Annotated in this window: 14 protein-coding genes and 1 pseudogene; 2 read left to right on the top strand and 13 right to left on the bottom strand. The window is 70.4% G+C overall.

The annotated features are described in order from the left end of the window. Positions 1-54: 54 nt before the first annotated feature. Together AB3X10_RS03570 and AB3X10_RS03565 are read right to left on the bottom strand one after the other, a co-directional pair. The gene (locus tag AB3X10_RS03570; RefSeq protein WP_369981628.1) at positions 55-1224 is read right to left on the bottom strand and encodes a nitrate/nitrite transporter; all 1170 of its coding nucleotides are present in this window, start codon (positions 1222-1224) and stop codon (positions 55-57) included. Between the two features lie 451 nt (positions 1225-1675). Further along, a complete protein-coding gene (locus AB3X10_RS03565) occupies positions 1676-2509 on the bottom strand; it encodes an oxidoreductase (protein ID WP_369979139.1) in 834 nt (277 codons plus the stop codon). A 91-nt stretch (positions 2510-2600) separates the two neighbouring features. Between AB3X10_RS03565 and AB3X10_RS03560 the strand changes: the two genes are divergently transcribed. After that, positions 2601-3563, top strand: a complete 963-nt coding sequence (locus AB3X10_RS03560) for an AraC family transcriptional regulator (RefSeq protein WP_369979137.1) — start codon at positions 2601-2603, stop codon at positions 3561-3563. A gap of 145 nt (positions 3564-3708) precedes the next feature. Here AB3X10_RS03560 and AB3X10_RS03555 read toward each other — a convergent pair whose 3' ends face one another. The 6 genes from AB3X10_RS03555 to AB3X10_RS03530 form a co-directional block, all read right to left on the bottom strand. Beyond that, positions 3709-5655, bottom strand: a complete 1947-nt coding sequence (locus tag AB3X10_RS03555) for a PEP/pyruvate-binding domain-containing protein (RefSeq protein WP_369979135.1) — start codon at positions 5653-5655, stop codon at positions 3709-3711. A 189-nt stretch (positions 5656-5844) separates the two neighbouring features. Beyond that, positions 5845-6360 (bottom strand): hypothetical protein, encoded by a 516-nt coding sequence (locus AB3X10_RS03550; protein WP_369979134.1) that lies wholly within the window; start codon positions 6358-6360, stop codon positions 5845-5847. Positions 6361-6484: 124 nt separating this feature from the next. Further along, entirely contained in the window at positions 6485-6961 is a 477-nt protein-coding gene (locus AB3X10_RS03545) for a GNAT family N-acetyltransferase (RefSeq protein ID WP_369979132.1), read from the bottom strand. Between the two features lie 3 nt (positions 6962-6964). Beyond that, a complete protein-coding gene (locus AB3X10_RS03540) occupies positions 6965-7237 on the bottom strand; it encodes a DUF1778 domain-containing protein (RefSeq protein ID WP_369979130.1) in 273 nt (90 codons plus the stop codon). Positions 7238-7399: 162 nt separating this feature from the next. Beyond that, positions 7400-8509 (bottom strand): CmpA/NrtA family ABC transporter substrate-binding protein, encoded by a 1110-nt coding sequence (locus tag AB3X10_RS03535; RefSeq protein ID WP_369979128.1) that lies wholly within the window; start codon positions 8507-8509, stop codon positions 7400-7402. 7 nt (positions 8510-8516) lie between these two features. Beyond that, positions 8517-9089, bottom strand: a complete 573-nt coding sequence (locus AB3X10_RS03530; RefSeq protein ID WP_369981626.1) for an ANTAR domain-containing response regulator — start codon at positions 9087-9089, stop codon at positions 8517-8519. Positions 9090-9182: 93 nt separating this feature from the next. Here AB3X10_RS03530 and AB3X10_RS03525 point away from each other — a divergent pair, with 93 nt between their 5' ends. Further along, positions 9183-10169, top strand: a complete 987-nt coding sequence (locus tag AB3X10_RS03525; RefSeq protein WP_369979126.1) for an NAD(P)-dependent oxidoreductase — start codon at positions 9183-9185, stop codon at positions 10167-10169. Between the two features lie 33 nt (positions 10170-10202). Here AB3X10_RS03525 and AB3X10_RS03520 read toward each other — a convergent pair whose 3' ends face one another. From AB3X10_RS03520 to AB3X10_RS03500, 5 genes and pseudogenes are all read right to left on the bottom strand, one after another. Then, complete coding sequence (locus AB3X10_RS03520; protein WP_369979125.1) at positions 10203-11471, bottom strand: MFS transporter; 1269 nt, start codon at positions 11469-11471, stop codon at positions 10203-10205. Between the two features lie 171 nt (positions 11472-11642). Next, entirely contained in the window at positions 11643-12293 is a 651-nt protein-coding gene (locus tag AB3X10_RS03515; protein ID WP_369979124.1) for a hypothetical protein, read from the bottom strand. Between the two features lie 225 nt (positions 12294-12518). Continuing rightward, positions 12519-13274 (bottom strand): annotated as a pseudogene (locus tag AB3X10_RS03510) (hypothetical protein); the annotation flags it as partial. A 380-nt stretch (positions 13275-13654) separates the two neighbouring features. Further along, complete coding sequence (locus AB3X10_RS03505; protein WP_369979122.1) at positions 13655-14992, bottom strand: sigma-54-dependent transcriptional regulator; 1338 nt, start codon at positions 14990-14992, stop codon at positions 13655-13657. Continuing rightward, the gene (locus AB3X10_RS03500) at positions 14977-16416 is read right to left on the bottom strand and encodes an ATP-binding protein (RefSeq protein ID WP_369979120.1); all 1440 of its coding nucleotides are present in this window, start codon (positions 16414-16416) and stop codon (positions 14977-14979) included. The genes AB3X10_RS03505 and AB3X10_RS03500 overlap by 16 nt, the downstream gene beginning before the upstream one ends. Positions 16417-16418: the final 2 nt, after the last annotated feature.

The following is a 16418-nucleotide window of genomic DNA, read 5'->3' as shown; positions in this document are numbered from 1 at the left end:
CCCACCACCACCAGTCTTGGCTTGTTCATGCGCGTCTCGCTTCGGTGGAGGGGATCAGACGCGCGCCGCGCCGGCCGCGGCCCATTGGCTGCGCCAGTGCTGCTTGACGTTGGACAGCAGGCCCCAGGCCAGCAGCGCGCAGCCGGCGAACAGCCACAGCCCCAGCGCATAGCTGCCGGTGTGCTGCTTGACGATGCCCAGCCCCGCGGCGAGCAGGAAGCCGCCGATGCCGCCGGCCATGCCGATCAGCCCGGTCATCAGCCCGATGTCGCGGCCGAAGCGCTGCGGCACCAGCTGGAACACCGCACCGTTGCCGGTGCCAAGGCACAGCAGGGTCAGCACGAACAGCGCCACCGTCGCCGCCGGGCCGCCGACGCCGACCGCCGCGGCGGCGACCAGCAGCGCCACCAGCAGATAGATCGACAGCAGCGTGCGGGTGCCGCCGATGCGGTCGGCCAGCGCGCCGCCCAGCGGCCGCATCACCGAGCCGGCCAGCACGCAGGCCGCGGTGGCCCAGCCGGCGAGCTTGGGCGAGAAGTCGAATTGATCGTGGAAGTAGCCCGGCAAGGCGCTGGCGAACCCGGCGAAGCCGCCGAAGGTGATCGCGTAGAACAGCATGAACCACCACGAATCGCGATTGCCAACCAGCACCCGCGCGTAGTCGCCCAGGTACTTGCGCGGCACCTCCACCGGCGCGTCCTTGGCGCACAGCGCGAACACCAGCAAGGTCAGCGCCAGCGGAATGCAGGCCAGCCCGAACACCGCCTGGTAGCCAAACGCGGTGGCCAACACCGGCGCGAACAGCGCCGCGAACACCGTGCCGGAATTGCCGGCGCCGGCGATGCCCATTGCCGTGCCCTGGTGCTGCGGCGGATACCAGCGCGAGGCCAGCGGCAGCGCCACCGCGAACGAGGCCCCGGCCACGCCCAGCATCAGCCCCAGCAGCAGCACCTGCGCAAAACTGTGCACGCCCAGTTGCCACGCCACCGCCAGCGCCACGATCACCAGCACCTGCGCCAGCACGCCCGCGCGCTTTGCGCCGATCACGTCGGCAAGCATGCCCAGGAACAACCGCAGCACCGCCCCGCACAGGATCGGCACCGCCACCATCAGCGCGCGCTGCTGCGTGTCCAGCTGCAGCGCCGCGGCGATCTGCACCTGCAGCGGGCCGAGCAGGTACCAGACCATGAAGCTCAGGTCGAAGTACAGGAACGCCGACAACAGCGTGGGCGTATGCCCGGCTTGCCAGAACGATCGATTCATCCGCGCCATCTCCGAGAAACGTTGGGCCGCAGCGCTGCAAACCACCCGCAGCGCGCGGTAGTCGAGGGGAGGGAAAAACGAAAACGGCGCCGTCCGGTTCGCACCGGAAGACGCCGTTGTCTGGGCAGGCGGACCGCCGTTGGCCCGCCTGCCGAATCGAGTTGGTGCGGACACCCCGTTGCATCCGCGCTGGAGCTATCGCAATCGGCGTGCCAAGTGTTCGCGGTGGCGGCGGCGAAGCCGAATCATCCGAAAATTCAAGGCGTTGGCTAGTTCATCAGCAAGTTGCGGCGCTGCAGACCGCTGACCGCGTCGCGCGCCGACGAACACAAGTGGTGCGCAGCGCACCTTTATCGTGCGTCGCGGCAAGCGTGAGGAGATCGATTGCAATTGCTTAGGCCACTGTCGCCCCTCAGCCGTCGGTTGATCGCGTCAGGTGCTCCCACTGCACAAGTTCTTCCTGAAGGCGGGTCACCTTCTCGCGAACCAAGGTCAATGCATCGCTTCCCAGCAGCAGATGGGCAGGGGGTGCGTCACTTTCGATGATCTGGAGCATGGCCCGCGCCGCCTTGTCCGGATCGCCCAGTTGCTTTCCGCTGATCTCTCGCCGCCGCTCGCGGATGGGATCGAACAGCGTGTCGTAATCGCGAATGGAGCGCGGGGTGCGCACCATGGAGCGGCCCGCCCAGTCGGTGCGGAAAGAACCCGGCGCCACAGCGGTCACATGGATGCCCAGTTCACGGACTTCCTTGCCCATTGCCTCGCTGATGCCCTCCAGCGCGAATTTGCTGCCGCAGTAGTAAGCGATGCCCGGCATCGTGATGAATCCTCCCATCGAGGTGATGTTGAGGATCCTGCCGACACGGCGCGCACGCATGCCGGGAAGCACCGCTTTCATCATCGCCACCGCGCCGAACACGTTGACGTCGAACTGCCGCCTCAGCTCCGCCAGTGGCGACTCCTCCATCACGCCCTCATGGCCATAGCCGGCGTTGTTCACCAGGACGTCGATCGGCCCGAGGGTGGCCTCGACCTCGCCCACCACCGCATCGATCGCCTCGACGTCGGTGACATCGAGAAGGCGCGCATGGGCTCGCGCCGGGGCCAGTGTCTGGAAGGCGTCCGCGGCTTCGGCGTTGCGCACCGTGCCGACGACCCGGTGTCCTGCCGCCAGCGCCTCCCGTGCGAGCGCCCGGCCGAAGCCGCTGCCGACGCCCGTGATTAGGATCAGTTTCGAGTGGTCCATTTCGCGCTCCGGGAGACTTGAGGGAGGTGCACAATACGCAAGCCATCTCCACCAGATAAGGCGTGAACCCCTCCCAGAGTTGCCTATTCCTATGCACTCGTCGGTTACCCCGCCTCACCCGCAGGCCGCGGAGCCCGCGCCGCTGGCCGCCCTTGTCCTGCCGTTGGCGCCGCAGGAGGGCTATAACCTGACCGCCCTCCCCAGTGTCCGGCTGCTGAGGTCGAACCGCCCGTTGGCCCGTACCCCGGTGCTCTACGATCCGGGCATCGTGATCGTCTGCCAGGGGCAAAAACGCGGCTACTTCGGCCGGCGCACCTACATCTACGACGCGAACCAGTATCTGGCAGTCTCGGTGCCGGTGCCGTTCACCATGGAAACGGATGCCTCGGCGAAAGCGCCGCTTCTGGCGCTGTATCTGCACCTGGAACTCCCGCTGGCCGCCGAGCTCATGCTGGAGATCAACCGCCATGGGAGCGTTGCAAACGACACCGAGCCGCAGAGCATGATGTCCAGCCCGATGGACACCGCCATGCACCTGTCCGTGCAGCGCCTGCTGCAGGCACTTGCGGATCCGATGGAGGCCGCGATTCTCGGCCCCCACCTTTTGCGCGAACTGTACTACCGGATCCTGACAGGTCCGCAGGGCGCCACCCTGCGCGCCGCCCTGTCCATGCAGGGCCGGTTTGGAAGGATCGGCAAGGCACTGCGGCTCATCCACGCGTCATACGCCCAGGCGCTGGATGTGGCACGGCTGGCAGAAGAAGCCGGCATGAGTGCGCCTTCCTTCCATAGCCACTTCAAGGCCGTGACCTGTACCTCGCCCATGCAGTACCTCAAGTCGACGCGGCTGCATCAGGCGCGCCTGCTCATGGTCCAGGAGGGGATGACGGCGGTGCGGGCCTGCCATGCCGTGGGATTCGAAAGCACGTCGCAGTTCAGTCGCGAATTCAAGCGCCTCTTCGGGCTCACCCCAGCCAAGGAAGTGCAGCGCATGCGCGAGAGCTTCGCACTACCGCAGAGGCAGCCGGAGGCCGTGTACGTTTCCTCTCACTAGCAAACGCATCCTGCCTGCAGTTCGGTATCCGCCGTGGGCCGAAAGCTACCGTTGCCTGCTCCCTTCCTGCTCCCGATGAGCGCTTTCGGCCGGAAGCGGACCTTGGCATGCGGCAGGCGACCGCCAAGGGCACGGCAACGGCCCGCTATCGCGCGCTTCTGTCCACATACGGCCGCGACTGCAGGATCACCACCTCGTCGCCGACCACGGCCCACTCGATGTCCTGGTCCGCGCCACCCAGCGCCTGCTTGGTCGCGGCGCCCACCTTCGCCAGCCGCGCGATGAGCGCGTCGGTCAGCACCTGGCGCGAGCCGGTGATGGGCACCTCGCGGACGCCGCCGCTTGCATCGGCCACGAGCTGCGTGTCCTCGGCCGAGCGGCTCAGGACCTGCACCGCCTTGGACCAGCTCGAGTACATCACCTGTTCGGCCTGGCGCTTGCCCTCCACCACGCGGATGCCGAGCCCGCGCTTGGCCGAGATGTAGGTGATGTGGCGGCGGGCCGCATCGAACGGATCGCGGGTGATCATCACGCCCGAACTGTCGGAGGGCGCGGCGAGTTGCACCAGCACCGCCATGGCCACCGCATCCTGTTGCAGCGCTGCCGCCGTGCGCGCCTCGTACGCCTCGAAGTTGTAGACCGACGCCCACACCGTCTGCACGGCCTTGGCCAGGGCATCGGCACGGGTCACGTTGGGGACGGTGGTGTACAGGCCGGCACCGCTGAAACCCGGCAGGTCCTCGGAGTTGGACGAACTGCGCACGAACACCGCGCCAGCGTGCAACTGGCCCTGCCATTGCGCGTCGAGGGCGCGAACGAAGGCGGGATCGGGCGCGGCATCGGCGATCTCGGCACGCAATGCCGCCAACGCGTCGCGGCGGACGTTCGGGTCGGTCGCGAAGCCCGGGCGACGCTGCAGCGCGCGCAGACGCTCGGCGACCTGTAGCCGCTGCATCGTCGCCTGATAGTAGGAGAACGGGATGCAGAAGCCGTCCGGCACGCGCGCGGCAGGCGGCAGCGCCGCCTTCAGCGTGCCGAGGTTGGCCGCCTTCACCCCGCAGTGGCCGCTGTCGCGCGCGCGCAGCGCCGTCAGGGGCTTGAGCGCGACCACCGTCAGGTCCGGGCGCGGCAGAGCGCCGGTCGCTGCGCGGGACGCCTTGGAGGACGGCGCTCGTGCCGGGCGCGCCAGCAGCGTCACCCGGTAGTCGTTGTGGGTGACGTCCAGCGCCACCCACTGTCCGTCGTACTGGCGCAGCGCATCCTGGGCGTCGCGCACATAGACATTCGGAATGCCCCAACCCTTGGCCAGCAGGTTGACGTGGGACAGCAGGGTGGACGGACGCTGGGTCACCAGGCCTGCGACCGGCGACAGCGCGATGGGTACCTCGTCCAGCACCGGGATGTCGCGCGGCGACAGCGTGCGCAGCTGCTCCTCGGAGCGCACGATGCGCAGCCGCCCCTCGGCGCGGCCGGTGTTCAACGGCAGGAAGCGCTGCTCGCGCAGCAGCGCTTCCTGGCTGACGTAAGCCAGCCCCATGGAGCTGGCCAGCTGCTCGTGCTGGGTGGAATTGGTCTTGAAGCGGATCGGCTCGCGGAACGAGGCGCGCACCACGTCGTCGGTCTGCCGCAGCAAGGGCACGGTGAGCTTGTCGCCCTCCCAGAACTCGTAGGTGTAGCCGGGCAGGTCCTGCTGCCAGCTGATGGTGCCGAACAGGAACCGCCGCTGCGGGTCGCGGTACTGCGCGTTGCGCGCCGCCTTGTCCATGCCGCGCAGCAGCCGCTGGCGCTGCACGAACTGCTCGTGCAACGGATAGCGCGGCGTATTGATGTAGTAGATGCGTGCGGCATCCTGCCGGTCGATCACGAAGATCAGATGCGGCATCTCCAGCGCGGTGCCGGCGTTGTAGACGCGGGCGAGCTGCATGAACTGCGCGCGGCTGTCGATGCGGGGCAGGAAATCCGGTCCCTTGGTCGGCTGGAGCGCAGGATTGCTGCCTGGCCGGTATTCGTAGGAGGACGGCTTGCGTGCGGTCTGTGCCATCGCTGGCGCGATGTACCACAGCAGCGCGAGTGCGGCGAGCCACGCCGACACGCGCGATCGCCAGGCAGGGTGCATGCGGGCTCGGTCCATGATGCCGGTGCTGGATTTGAGAAGGCGGATCATAAGCCAGTCCGGACGGCGTTGGATCACCTGACCGCGCTGCCGGACACGCCGCCGCGGCACCGGCATCACCGGGCTTGGAGCCTCGCGATCGCCAGCGCGAGCGTTCGCATCCAGTGATCACCCATCGATCCGCCGCTCCGGCTTGCAGTGCATCATCAGCCTGCGCACCGCCGAATCGACGGCCACGAACCTGTGCCGTTGCACGAGATAGTTCCCACCGAGCAGCACTGCGACGATCGGCACCGCGGCGGGCTTCTCCGCGAGCGCCAGGACCAGCGTGGCGACGACAAACAGCACCGCCCAGCTACACAAGCCGACCACGCGGATCTCGCTGCGTTGCCGGTCGATCACGATCAGCCCGCGCATGATCGGCGGATAGCGCCAGCCGAAGTGGATCCCGAAGCTTTCGCGGAACGCCCAGGTGCGTTTGCACAGCGGGCGGAACACCAGTGCGGGCCATTTCTCGGCCGCGACTTCGCCTTCCAACCGCTCGAAAGGAAAGTGCAGCAGTGCGGAGGTCGGCACCGCGATGCGCCGGCTGAACAATGGCAGCCCCCACGACCAATAGGTGCGGCTCCATAAAACCAGCAGGGCAGCTTCGATCAGCGCCAGAGCAACGAGTGCATTGGCCATTCGTCATCCATTGGCGAGCGTTTGCGTCAAGCCGCACTGCAAGGCGACGTCGAATGCAGCGAGTGTTCCGTCCAGCCCTGCTCCCATGCGACCTGGACAAGAGTCTGGACAAGAGTATCGAGCATCACCTAAGCGGCAACATCACCGTCAAGTCGTGGATGGGCGAGACGATGAAACCGTGTTTGAGATAGAACGCCTTCGCCGCTTCATCGAAGGCGTGACACAGCAGCGCACGCGCACCCACCTGCTCGCACACCTGCAGCGTTCGTTGTACGGCGTCCTTGAGCAACCCCTTGCCGATTCCTTGGCCAACCCAGTCGACGTGCACGGCCAGACGCCCCAGCACGATGACTGGAACCGGGTTGGGCATGTTGCGACGGATGCGGCCAGGCGCATCTTCATGCGCCACCACACCGGCCGCCAGCGCGTAGTAGCCCACGACGCGCTGCTGCTCGTCGCAGACGACGAAGCACCTCGATGCGCCAGACACCTGATTCTGACGCGCGCGCTGCAACAACCACCTGGTCAGTTCCGGCGCACTGCATGCGAAGTCGTCCAGCCGATGCCCATCGTTGAGCGGGCCGGGCGCAGTGAGCGGCAAGACTCAGCGCTCCCAAGGCGCTGGAGTACTCAATAGGCGCCGGATCGCCGCATTGCTCTCCAGCGGGGCATCGAGCAGCGCATTGAAACGCCGCAGGTTCTGCTCGCTCAGGGCGAATCGGGTCTGGTCGGCCAGCATCTCGCGCGCCTTCTCGCAGGCGGCCTCCAGAATGAACTCGGTGCGATTCATGCCGCTGACTTCCACGGCATGGTCGATCAGGGCCTGTTTGGCGGCAGGCGCCCGAAAATTGATGACTTTGCTGGTAGGGGCGCCCATCGCAGATTCTCCTGTCTGTACACACAATGTACATACACAGGCAGAATTACTCAACCGCCCCCCGGATGGCATTCATGGTGGGCACGTCCCCACACTCGACTGCCTGTTCGAGGTCGACAATAGTCGACGCGACCCCATCCAACAGCGCGTCGTCGAAGCGCTTCATCGCTGTCCAGCGCTCCAATCCGGCAACCCATCCTCGCGCCCGTCGCGTGCCGGCACCGCAACCCCCACCTGCGCCGCCGCCGCACGATACGTCTCCAACCGATGCACCCGCGCCACGATCTGCGCATCGTGCGCCGCATCCTGTCCGGCGCCCGCCCCGCTCGCCGGCAACCATCCCCAGCGCCGGAACTGCTGCAGGAACCAACGCCCGTCCGACAGCCACGGCATGTTCGCCAGGCCGCCGGCGTGGAAACGCAGATCCTGCGGATCGGCGCCAGCGTCGGCGGCGCCGCCCGGCAGCAGGCACGCCGCGATGCGTTCGGCCGGCAAGCCGATCACGTCCGGATCGGCCAGCCACGCCACCGCCTCGCGACGATGCGCTGCATCGTCGAGCCAGCGGCAGGCCTCGAGCAGCGTGGCGGTCAGCGCGGTCGCCAGTTCCGGCTGCAGCGCGGCCCAGGCGCGGCGGCAGGCCAGCACTTTCTCCGGATGGCCGGGCCACAGTTCGCCGCTGCGGATCACCCGCCGGCCCGTGCCCATCGCTTCGGCCTGCGCCGCCCACGGTTCGCCGGCGCAGTAGCCGTCCAGTTCGCCGCGCGCCAGCGCGTCGGGCATCTGCGGCGGCGGCAGGGTCACCGCCTGGATGGCACCGATCGGGTCCACGCCCTGCGCCGCCAGCCAGTAGTACAGCCACATCGCGTGGGTACCGGTGGGGAAGGTCTGCGCGAACACCGGCGCGCGGCCGAGCGCGGCCAGCGCGCTGCGCAGCGGCGTGCCTTGCGCCAGCGCATCGGCCAGCGCCGGCGCCAGGGTGATGGCCTGGCCGTTCTGGTTGAGGGTCAACAGGATCGCCAGGTCGGCCTGCGGTCCGCCGATGCCGCATTCCACGCCGTAGACCAGGCCGGCCAGGGCGTGCGCCGCGTCCAGTTCGCCGGACAGCAGCTTGTCGCGTACCGCCGCCCACGAGGCCTGCCGTTGCAGCTCCAGGCGCAGGCCGTGGCGGCGGTCCAGGCCCAGCCGCACCGCCACGATCAACGGCGCGCAGTCGATCAGCGGCAGGTAGCCCAGGCGCAGCGTGCGCGGTTCGGGGTGCAGTGGTGCGCTCATCGCTTCCTCATCCCAGCAGATCGGCCATCGCGAGGATGCGCTGGGCGACCTCGGCCAGCTTCAGTCCCTGCTTCATCGCCTGCTGCCGCAATGCGGCGTAGGCCTCGTTCTCGCTCATGCCGCGCTTGTCCATCAGCAGGCGCTTGGCGCGGTCGATCCGTTCGCGGTCGCGCAGCTTGCCCTGCACTTCGTCCAGTTGCCGGCGCATGCCCGCTTCCTGCTCGAAGCGCGCCAGCGCCACCTGCACGATCGGCGCCAGCCGCGCCGGCGCCAGGCCGTCGACCACGTAGGTGGTGACGCCGGCGCCCACCGCGGCGCGGATCAGCTGGTCGTCGCCGTCGGCGGAGAACATCACCACCGGGCGCGGCGCCTGGCGGTGGATCAGCGCCAGTTGCTCGAGGGTGTCGCGCGAGGGCGAATCGACATCGATGATGACCACATCCGGCTGCTGCGTGGACACCGCCTTGAGCAGCGCCGGCGCCGCGGCGACCTCGTCCAACACCTCGTACCCTGCATCGAGCAGTGCCTGGCGCAGCTGCCCGATCGGCTTTTCGGTATCGTTGACCAGCAGGACGCGCAGCATTCGGTCGTGGCTAACGGAAGTTGGCTGAGCCGCATGGTGCCATGCAACACGCGTCCGCCGCGAGCCGTCCCCCACCCCGCAGGAGTCCGCATGCCGCTGTATCCCTTGTTCGCCGATCTGGCCGGGCGCCGCGTGCTGGTGGTCGGCGGCGGCGAGGTGGCGATGCGCAAGATCGAGGCGTTGCTGCACGCCGGCGCGCAGGTGCTGGTGTACGCGCACGCGCTCAACCCCACGGTGGCGCAGTGGCTGGCGCAGGGCCGCCTGCAGCGGGTCGACGGCGAGTTCGATGCGCAGTGGCTGGACGCCGCCTGGCTGGTGGTCGCGGCCACCGACGACAACGCCTTCAACCGCGAACTGGCCGCACAGGCCGGGCAGCGCCGCAAGCTGGTCAACGTGGTCGACGATGCCGAGCTGTCCACGTTCCAGGTGCCGGCGATCATCGACCGCGATCCGCTGCTGGTGGCGATCTCCTCCAGCGGCGCGGCGCCGATGCTGGCGCGGCGCCTGCGCGAGCGCTGGGAGACCGAGCTGGACCATTCCTATGCGCAGCTGGCGCAGCTGTTCGCGCGCCACCGCGAGGCGATCCGCGCGCGCCTGCCGCAGCTGGCGCAGCGCCGGCGCTGGTTCGAACAGGTGCTGGAAGGCCCGGTGCAGGCGCTGCTGCAGAGCGGGCAGGCGCAGGCCGCCGAGCAGGCCTTCCACGACGCCCTGCAGCGCAGCGACGAGGACGTGCCGCGCCGCGGCAGCGTGTGGCTGGTCGGCACCGGCAACGGCGATCCCGGCGCGTTGACGCTGAAGGCATTGCGCGCGTTGAACCAGGCCGACCTGTTGCTGTGCGATCCGGCAGTGGGCACGGTGGTACTGAGCCTGGCGCGACGCGATGCGGCGCGGCAGCCGCTGCCGGCCGACGACGCCGCGCACTTCGCGCTGCTGGTCGAACAGGTGCAGGCCGGGCAGCGCGTGGTCAGCCTGAAGCCGGGCGATGCGTTCCGGCGGGCGCCGCACGCGCAACTGGCCGCGCAGTTGGCCGCCGCCGGCATCGCCTGCGACGTGGTGGCGGGCGTGGCGCCGGACTGATCCAGCGCGACGCGGCGCGACCACGGCGGCCGATCAAGCCGGCGCCGGCGCCACCGCCGCGTCCGCCGCCGGCACCCCGGCCACCTGCAGCAACTGCTTGCGGAAACCCACCCACAGCGCCAGCGACAGCAGCGACACGCCGCCCAGCAGCAGGAACGCGGTGCGGTATCCGAAGTCCTGCGCGATCCAGCCGCCCAGCGCCGGGCTCAGCGCCGCGCCGATGCCCTGCACCGTCATCACCGCGCCCTGGCCGACGTTGACCCGGCCGGTGCCCTGCAGCAGCCGCGCCACCAGCGCCGGCACCACCACGCTCTGCAGGCCGGCGCCGACGCCGTCGAGGATCTGCACCGGGAACACGCCCCAGCTGTGGATCAGGCTGGCCGCGATCAGGCCGCGCAACGGCAGCGCCAGGAAGGTCAGCAGCATCACCCACCAGTGCCCGCGCACGCGGATCAGGCGCATCGCCAGCAGCGAGGCCACCACCATGGTCGCCTGCGCGACGATGATCGTGGTGGCGGTCAGCGCGCTGGGATCGCTCTGGTGCGCGGCGACCACGGCCATGCCGTACAGCGGCAGCATCGCCGCATTGCCCAGGTGGAACAGCGCCAGCGCCAATGCCAGCACCAGCAGCGGCTTGCAGGTCAGCAACACCGACCAGCCGCTGGCGTGATCGGCGCCGTGCGCGCCGGCGTCGGCCAGGCCGCGCGCGGCGCGATGGTCGATCGCATCGCGCGGAATCAGCAGCACCGAGACGATCGCCAGGATGCCGAAGCCTGCGGTCAGCGCGAACACCGCGCCGAAACCGAATTTCCAGCCGAGCAGGCCGGCCAGCGCCGCCGCGACCACGTTGCCGGCGTGGCTGCCGACCTGGTTGCGCGCGATCTGGTGATCGAACCCGGCCTGCCGCACCAGGCCCAGGGTGATGCCCGACAGCGCCGGTCCCAGCGCCGCGGCGGCGAGCGCGGTCATCACCTGCGCGGTGACCACGCCGGCGAAGCTCGGCGCCCACCACAGCAGCGCCGAGGCCAGCAGGATCAGGCTGCAACCGACCACCACGATGCTGCGCTTGCGTTTGGTCGCATCGACCAGCGCACCGCCCGGGGTGGTCGCGAGCATGCCGGCGATGCCGCCGACGCTCATCACCGAGCCGATCGCCGCCACCGACCAGCCCTTGGATTGCAGGAACACGCTCAGGAACGGGCCGAGCCCGTCCTGCACGTCGGCCATGGTGAAGTTCAGCGCCTCCAGCGCCCGCGTGCCGCGCGGGCGTGCGCCGGGCGCGGCGGCCGCCGGCGCGCTCATCGCCGCACCATGGCGCGGGCGGAAAGGAACCGACAAACGTCTCGATGCGCACAGCGGAAAAGCGACATGGCGAGGTCCTGGAAGCGCCGCCGCGAACACCGCGGCGAACTCGAAAACGAGATGCGGTGCAGGGATGGCCGCGTCGCCGCGGCCATCCCCGCCCTGCCCGGTTCAGTGCTTGGGTTTGGGTTTGGGCTTGCCGGCGGCGTGCGGCTTGGGCGGATGCGGCTTGGGCGCGATCGGCTGCAGGCTCGACGCCTTCGCGCCCAGTGCCTGCGCGTGGATCACCGTGCCGTGCGGCGATGCCAGCGCGTGGCCTTCCACCGCCAGCGGCTTGCCCACCGCCAGCCATTTCGCCAAGGGCGCGGCGGCGTGCGGCGGGAAGCGCACGGTGCTGTCGTCCTCGAGCAGCGCACCGTGCACCTGCCCGTGCGGGCCGTGCAGCAGCCGCGCGACGACGCCGCTGTGCTGGGTCCTGGCCGGCTTTTCGTGCTTCTCGGGTTTCGCGGATGTCTCGGGCTTCTTGGCCGGCTTGTGCTCGGCGTGCGGCCCATGCGGCCCGCGGTCGGCGATGCGCTTGCCGCCGTCGGGATCGATCGCCAGCGCGACCAGCATGTCCACGCCGTAGGGCTTGAGCCCGCGCACGCCGAGCGCGATGCCCGGCTTGAGCGTCTTCAACAACTGCGCCGACAGGTGCGGCGCGGTGTGCACCTCGGTACCGTCGTCGAGCAGCAGGCCATCGACCTCGGCCTTGGGGTTGAGCAGGAAACGGGCGAGCGTGCCGCGGGTTTCCGGCAGGTAATCGGGATCGACCCAATGCATGGCGTTACTCCAAATAAATAAAAAGTGGGGGCCGGCGTGGTGCCGGTGGCGGCGCCCGCCGCGGCAGGCAGCGGGCGCCGCAATCACAGGACCGCGTGCAGGCGATCAGCGCGGCGCGGGCGGCGGCACCGGCGGTGCGGCAGGCGCGGCGGGACCGGCCGGCGCCGGCGGTGCGGCAGGCGCGGCGGGACCGGCCGGCGCCGGCGGTGCGGCAGGCGCGGCGGGACCGGCCGGCGGCGGCGGCGCGGCCGGCGGCACCGGCGGTGCGGGCGGCGCGAACAGGGTGCGCAGCGAGGCACGGTCGCGGCCGAGCTGGGTCGCTTCCAGCGAGCGGCCGGCCGCGGTGGCCACGCCGAAACCGCTGACGCTCAGCGGCGCGCCGACGCGCAACAGCGCGCCGTTCTGCACGGCCACGTGCGGCGGCATCCGCACGACGGTGCCGTCGCTGAGCAGCACGCCGGCGGTGTCGCCGCCCGGGCCGTAGACCAGGCGTTCGATGCGGCCGTCGGCCTGCATCGGATTCAGTGCCGGCGGGGTCGGCGGCGCAGGCGGGCCGGCCAGCGGGTTCGGCGGGCGGTCCACCACCTGCTTGCCGCTGCGCCGCGCGCTGATCGCGCTGGCCTGCAGCAACGGCAGCGTGCCCAGGCGATAGCCCTGCACGGTCACCGCGTCGCCGCGGCGCACCGCGGCCTGCAGTTCGGCCGACAGATGCGGCGGGAACCCGACCTGGGTGCCGTCGCGCAGCCACAGCCCATCGACGTCGCCGTTGGGATTGAGCATGAAGCGTTCGACCGTGCCCTCGACGCTGACCGGTGCGGCCGCGATCGGCGCAGGAGGCGCGGGCGGCGCCGGCGGCGCGGGCGGCGGCGGCGCGATACCGGCCGCGGCGGCGGGGACGGCCGCGGGGGGAGCCGGCACCTGCGCGGCGGCGGTGGCGGTGGCGATGGCCAGCGAGAAGGCGAGTGCGCTGCGACGGATCATCGGAAGTTCTCCAGGGCGGCGAGGGAGGCCGCCTGTGTGGATGTCATCGCAGTATCCATGCCAAGTTCCAAGCCATTGATTCCAAACGACATGGCCCGTGCGAACGGCCACGATGGGTGTCTGCGTTTCATCCACCGTCGTCCGCTTTGCGGACAGCCATGGTGTCTGCGATCGGTCGCTTGGGGCGGTTGCTTCATTCGCTGCTAGTGGCCGTTGGGGAGAGCTTGTCTGGCGGTCGGGGTTGTTCGGTTTGAAAGGCGCGTTGCGGTGGGGTGTCTGTCGCGGCTGAAGCCGCTCCTACAAGGGCGTCGCAGCTGCGATTGCGCCTGGTGCCTTGGACTCGCATCCAGCCGCGTTGTAGTCGGCCGGTGGCGATCCGCCTAGCCCAGCCCGTACTCGTCGAGCTTGCGATACAGCAGCTGGCGATGGATGCCGAGCCGGCGCGCGGCCTCGGCGCGGTTGCCCTGGGCCTGCGCCAGCGCCGCCTGGATCATCCGCTTCTCCAGTTGCGCGACCGCATCGGGCAGGGTCAGCGCGGGCGTGTCGGCCGCCGCCGCGTCGCCCTCGCCGACCAGCACCTCGTCCAGGTCGTGCGCCTCGATCGCCGGCGTGCGCACCAGCACCTGGCAGCGCTGCATCGCGTTGCGCAGTTCGCGCACGTTGCCCGGCCACGCGTAGGCGAGCAGCCGCGCCTGCGCCGCCGCGGACAGCGTCCGTGCCGCGCTGGCGCCGTCCTCGAGGAAATGCCGGGCCAGCAGCACGATGTCGTCGCCGCGCTCGCGCAGCGGCGGCAATTCGATCGGCACCACGTTGAGCCGGTAGCGCAGGTCGCTGCGGAAGCGGCCGTCGGCGACCAGCTGCGCCAGTTCGCGATGGGTGGCGGCGACCACGCGCACGTCCACCTTCTGCGCGCCGCGTCCGCCCAGCGGCGAGACCTCGCCCTCCTGCAGGAAACGCAGCAGCTTGGCCTGCATCGGCAGCGGCATGTCGCCGATCTCGTCCAGGAACAAGGTGCCGCCGTCGGCCTCGCGGATCAGCCCGGCGCGATCGGCGCTGGCGCCGGAGAACGCGCCCTTGCGGTAGCCGAACAGCTCGCTCTCCATCAGCTCGGTCGGGATCGCCGCACAATTGACCGCGACGAACGCCGCCCCCGCGCGGGCGCTGGCGCGATGCAGCGCGCGCGCCACCAGTTCCTTGCCGGTGCCGGTCTCGCCACTGATCAGCACCGGCAGGTCCGAGGCGGCGGCCAGGCCGATGCGCTTGTGCACGGTGCGCATCGCCGCGCTGTGGCCGAGCAGCGCGCCGGCGTCCTCGGCCGGTGCCGGCGGCGGCGCCGCGCTGTCGGCGCCGGCATGCGCCTGCAGCGCGCGCTCCACCACCGCGACGATGTCGGCGCGGCCCACCGGCTTGACCAGGTGGTCGAACGCGCCGAGCTTCATCGCCTCGATGGTGTTGCCGCTGGACGCATGCGCGGTAAGCATCACCAGCGGCACCGCGGCGGCCTGCGCATGGGCCTGGCGCGCGCGCATCAGCGCGATGCCGTCCATGCCGGGCATGCGGAAATCGACGAAGGCCAGGTCGATGCCGCCTTCGCGCAATCGCGCCAGGCCCGCCTCGCCATCGGCGGCGGCGACCACCTCGTGGCCGAACGAACGCAGCGTGGCCTGCAGCGTACTCGAGAAGGCGGTGTCGTCGTCGACGATCAGGATGCGCGCCATGGCAGTTCCAGGATGAAGGAGGTGACGCCGTCGCGGTGCGCGTAGCGCACGTCGCCGCCATGCGCGCGGGCGATCTCGCGCACCAGCGCCAGGCCCAGGCCGTTGCCGTCGCTGCGGCCGCTGGCGAAGGGTTCGAACAGGTGCGCGGCCACCGGCGCCGGCACCGGTGGGCCCTGATTGGCCACGGTCAGCCGCAGCAGGTCGGCGTCGGCCTGGACGGTCAACATCACCGCGGTGCCGGGCGTGGCGTGCTGCAACGCGTTGCGCAGCAGGTTGTGCAGTGCCCGCGCGGCCTGCTGCGGATCCAGCATCCACTCGTTCGGCGCGTCCGCCAGCTGCAGCGCGATCGGCGCGGCCAGGGGCCCCCATTCGGCCGGATCCAGCAACGCCTGCAGCCACGGCTGCAGCGCCACCGTCTGCCGTTGCAGGCGGATCGGCTGGACCATGCCGAGCAGGCTTTCGACCACGCCGTCCAGGCGCTGGATCTGCGCCAGCATCAGTTGCGCCTGGGCCTCGTCGAAGCCGCCCTCGCCGGCGGCGATCTGGTTTTCCAGGGCCAGGCGCAGGGTCGCGATCGGGTTGCGGATCTCGTGGGCCACGGTGGCGGTCATGCGCCCGAGCGCGGCCAGCCGCTCGTGCCGCGACAGTTCCTGGCCGAGCCGGCGCGCCTCGGCCAGGGCCAGCGCGCTGCGCTGCGCATACTCGGTGACCGCGGCGCCGAGGCGGTCCAGCTCCAGCGCGCCGGTCGCCGGAATCGACGGCACCTCCGCCGGCGTCGCCAGGGCCTGCTGGATGCGCTGCAGGCGCTGGCTCCAGCGCCGCACCACCCAGCCCAGCGCCACCGCCGACACCACCACCAGCGCCAGGATCAGCGCCACGCCCACCGCCAGCGGACGGCTGGCCGAGGCCTCGCCGGTGGCGGCGACTCGGGCCATCGTCCACGCCGCGGTCGTGCGATCCAGCGGGCAGGCGGCGATCAGCAGCGTCTCGCGCTGGCCGTCGCGGCGGTAGTGCACCGGCTGCTGCCTGGCGACGCCGCGCTGCGCGGTGGCGACGATGGCGTTCTGCTCGGCGGTGGGCACGTCGGTCTTGTGCTCGCTGCCGTCGTAGGTGGGATAGGCATAGGCGACGAAGCCGCGCTGCCGTTCCCACACCCCGCCTTCCACGCCCGCGGCGTCGGCCAGCACCAGCTGCACCACCACCGCGGCCAGGCCGGCGCCGTCGCTGCCGCGCGCGGCGGCGCTGGCGCCGTTGTAGCGCTGCACGATGCGCGCGCATTCGCCCTGCAGCCGCACCTGCGCCTCGCTCACGCGCACGCCTTCGCTGTGCCGGTACAGGCCGAACAGCACCACCGCCATGCCCAGGCATGCGGCGAGGATCACGATCCAGATCAGCAGCAGTTGCCGCAACAGCGAACGAGGCATGA

The sequence above is a fragment of the Xanthomonas sp. DAR 80977 genome, assembly GCF_041240605.1.
Taxonomy (GTDB): domain Bacteria; phylum Pseudomonadota; class Gammaproteobacteria; order Xanthomonadales; family Xanthomonadaceae; genus Xanthomonas_A; species Xanthomonas_A bundabergensis.
The sequence above is the reverse complement of the archived record's forward strand: the minus strand, read 5'-3'. Positions and strand labels throughout refer to the sequence as shown.

Coding starts and splice junctions, on each gene's coding strand:
- AB3X10_RS03565 (WP_369979139.1), bottom strand. CDS start 2,509: ATGGACCACTCGAAACTGATCCTAATCACGGGCGTCGGCAGCGGCTTC.
- AB3X10_RS03560 (WP_369979137.1), top strand. CDS start 2,601: ATGCACTCGTCGGTTACCCCGCCTCACCCGCAGGCCGCGGAGCCCGCG.
- AB3X10_RS03550 (WP_369979134.1), bottom strand. CDS start 6,360: ATGGCCAATGCACTCGTTGCTCTGGCGCTGATCGAAGCTGCCCTGCTG.
- AB3X10_RS03540 (WP_369979130.1), bottom strand. CDS start 7,237: ATGGGCGCCCCTACCAGCAAAGTCATCAATTTTCGGGCGCCTGCCGCC.
- AB3X10_RS03535 (WP_369979128.1), bottom strand. CDS start 8,509: ATGAGCGCACCACTGCACCCCGAACCGCGCACGCTGCGCCTGGGCTAC.
- AB3X10_RS03525 (WP_369979126.1), top strand. CDS start 9,183: ATGCCGCTGTATCCCTTGTTCGCCGATCTGGCCGGGCGCCGCGTGCTG.
- AB3X10_RS03520 (WP_369979125.1), bottom strand. CDS start 11,471: ATGAGCGCGCCGGCGGCCGCCGCGCCCGGCGCACGCCCGCGCGGCACG.
- AB3X10_RS03515 (WP_369979124.1), bottom strand. CDS start 12,293: ATGCATTGGGTCGATCCCGATTACCTGCCGGAAACCCGCGGCACGCTC.
- AB3X10_RS03505 (WP_369979122.1), bottom strand. CDS start 14,992: ATGGCGCGCATCCTGATCGTCGACGACGACACCGCCTTCTCGAGTACG.
- AB3X10_RS03500 (WP_369979120.1), bottom strand. CDS start 16,416: ATGCCTCGTTCGCTGTTGCGGCAACTGCTGCTGATCTGGATCGTGATC.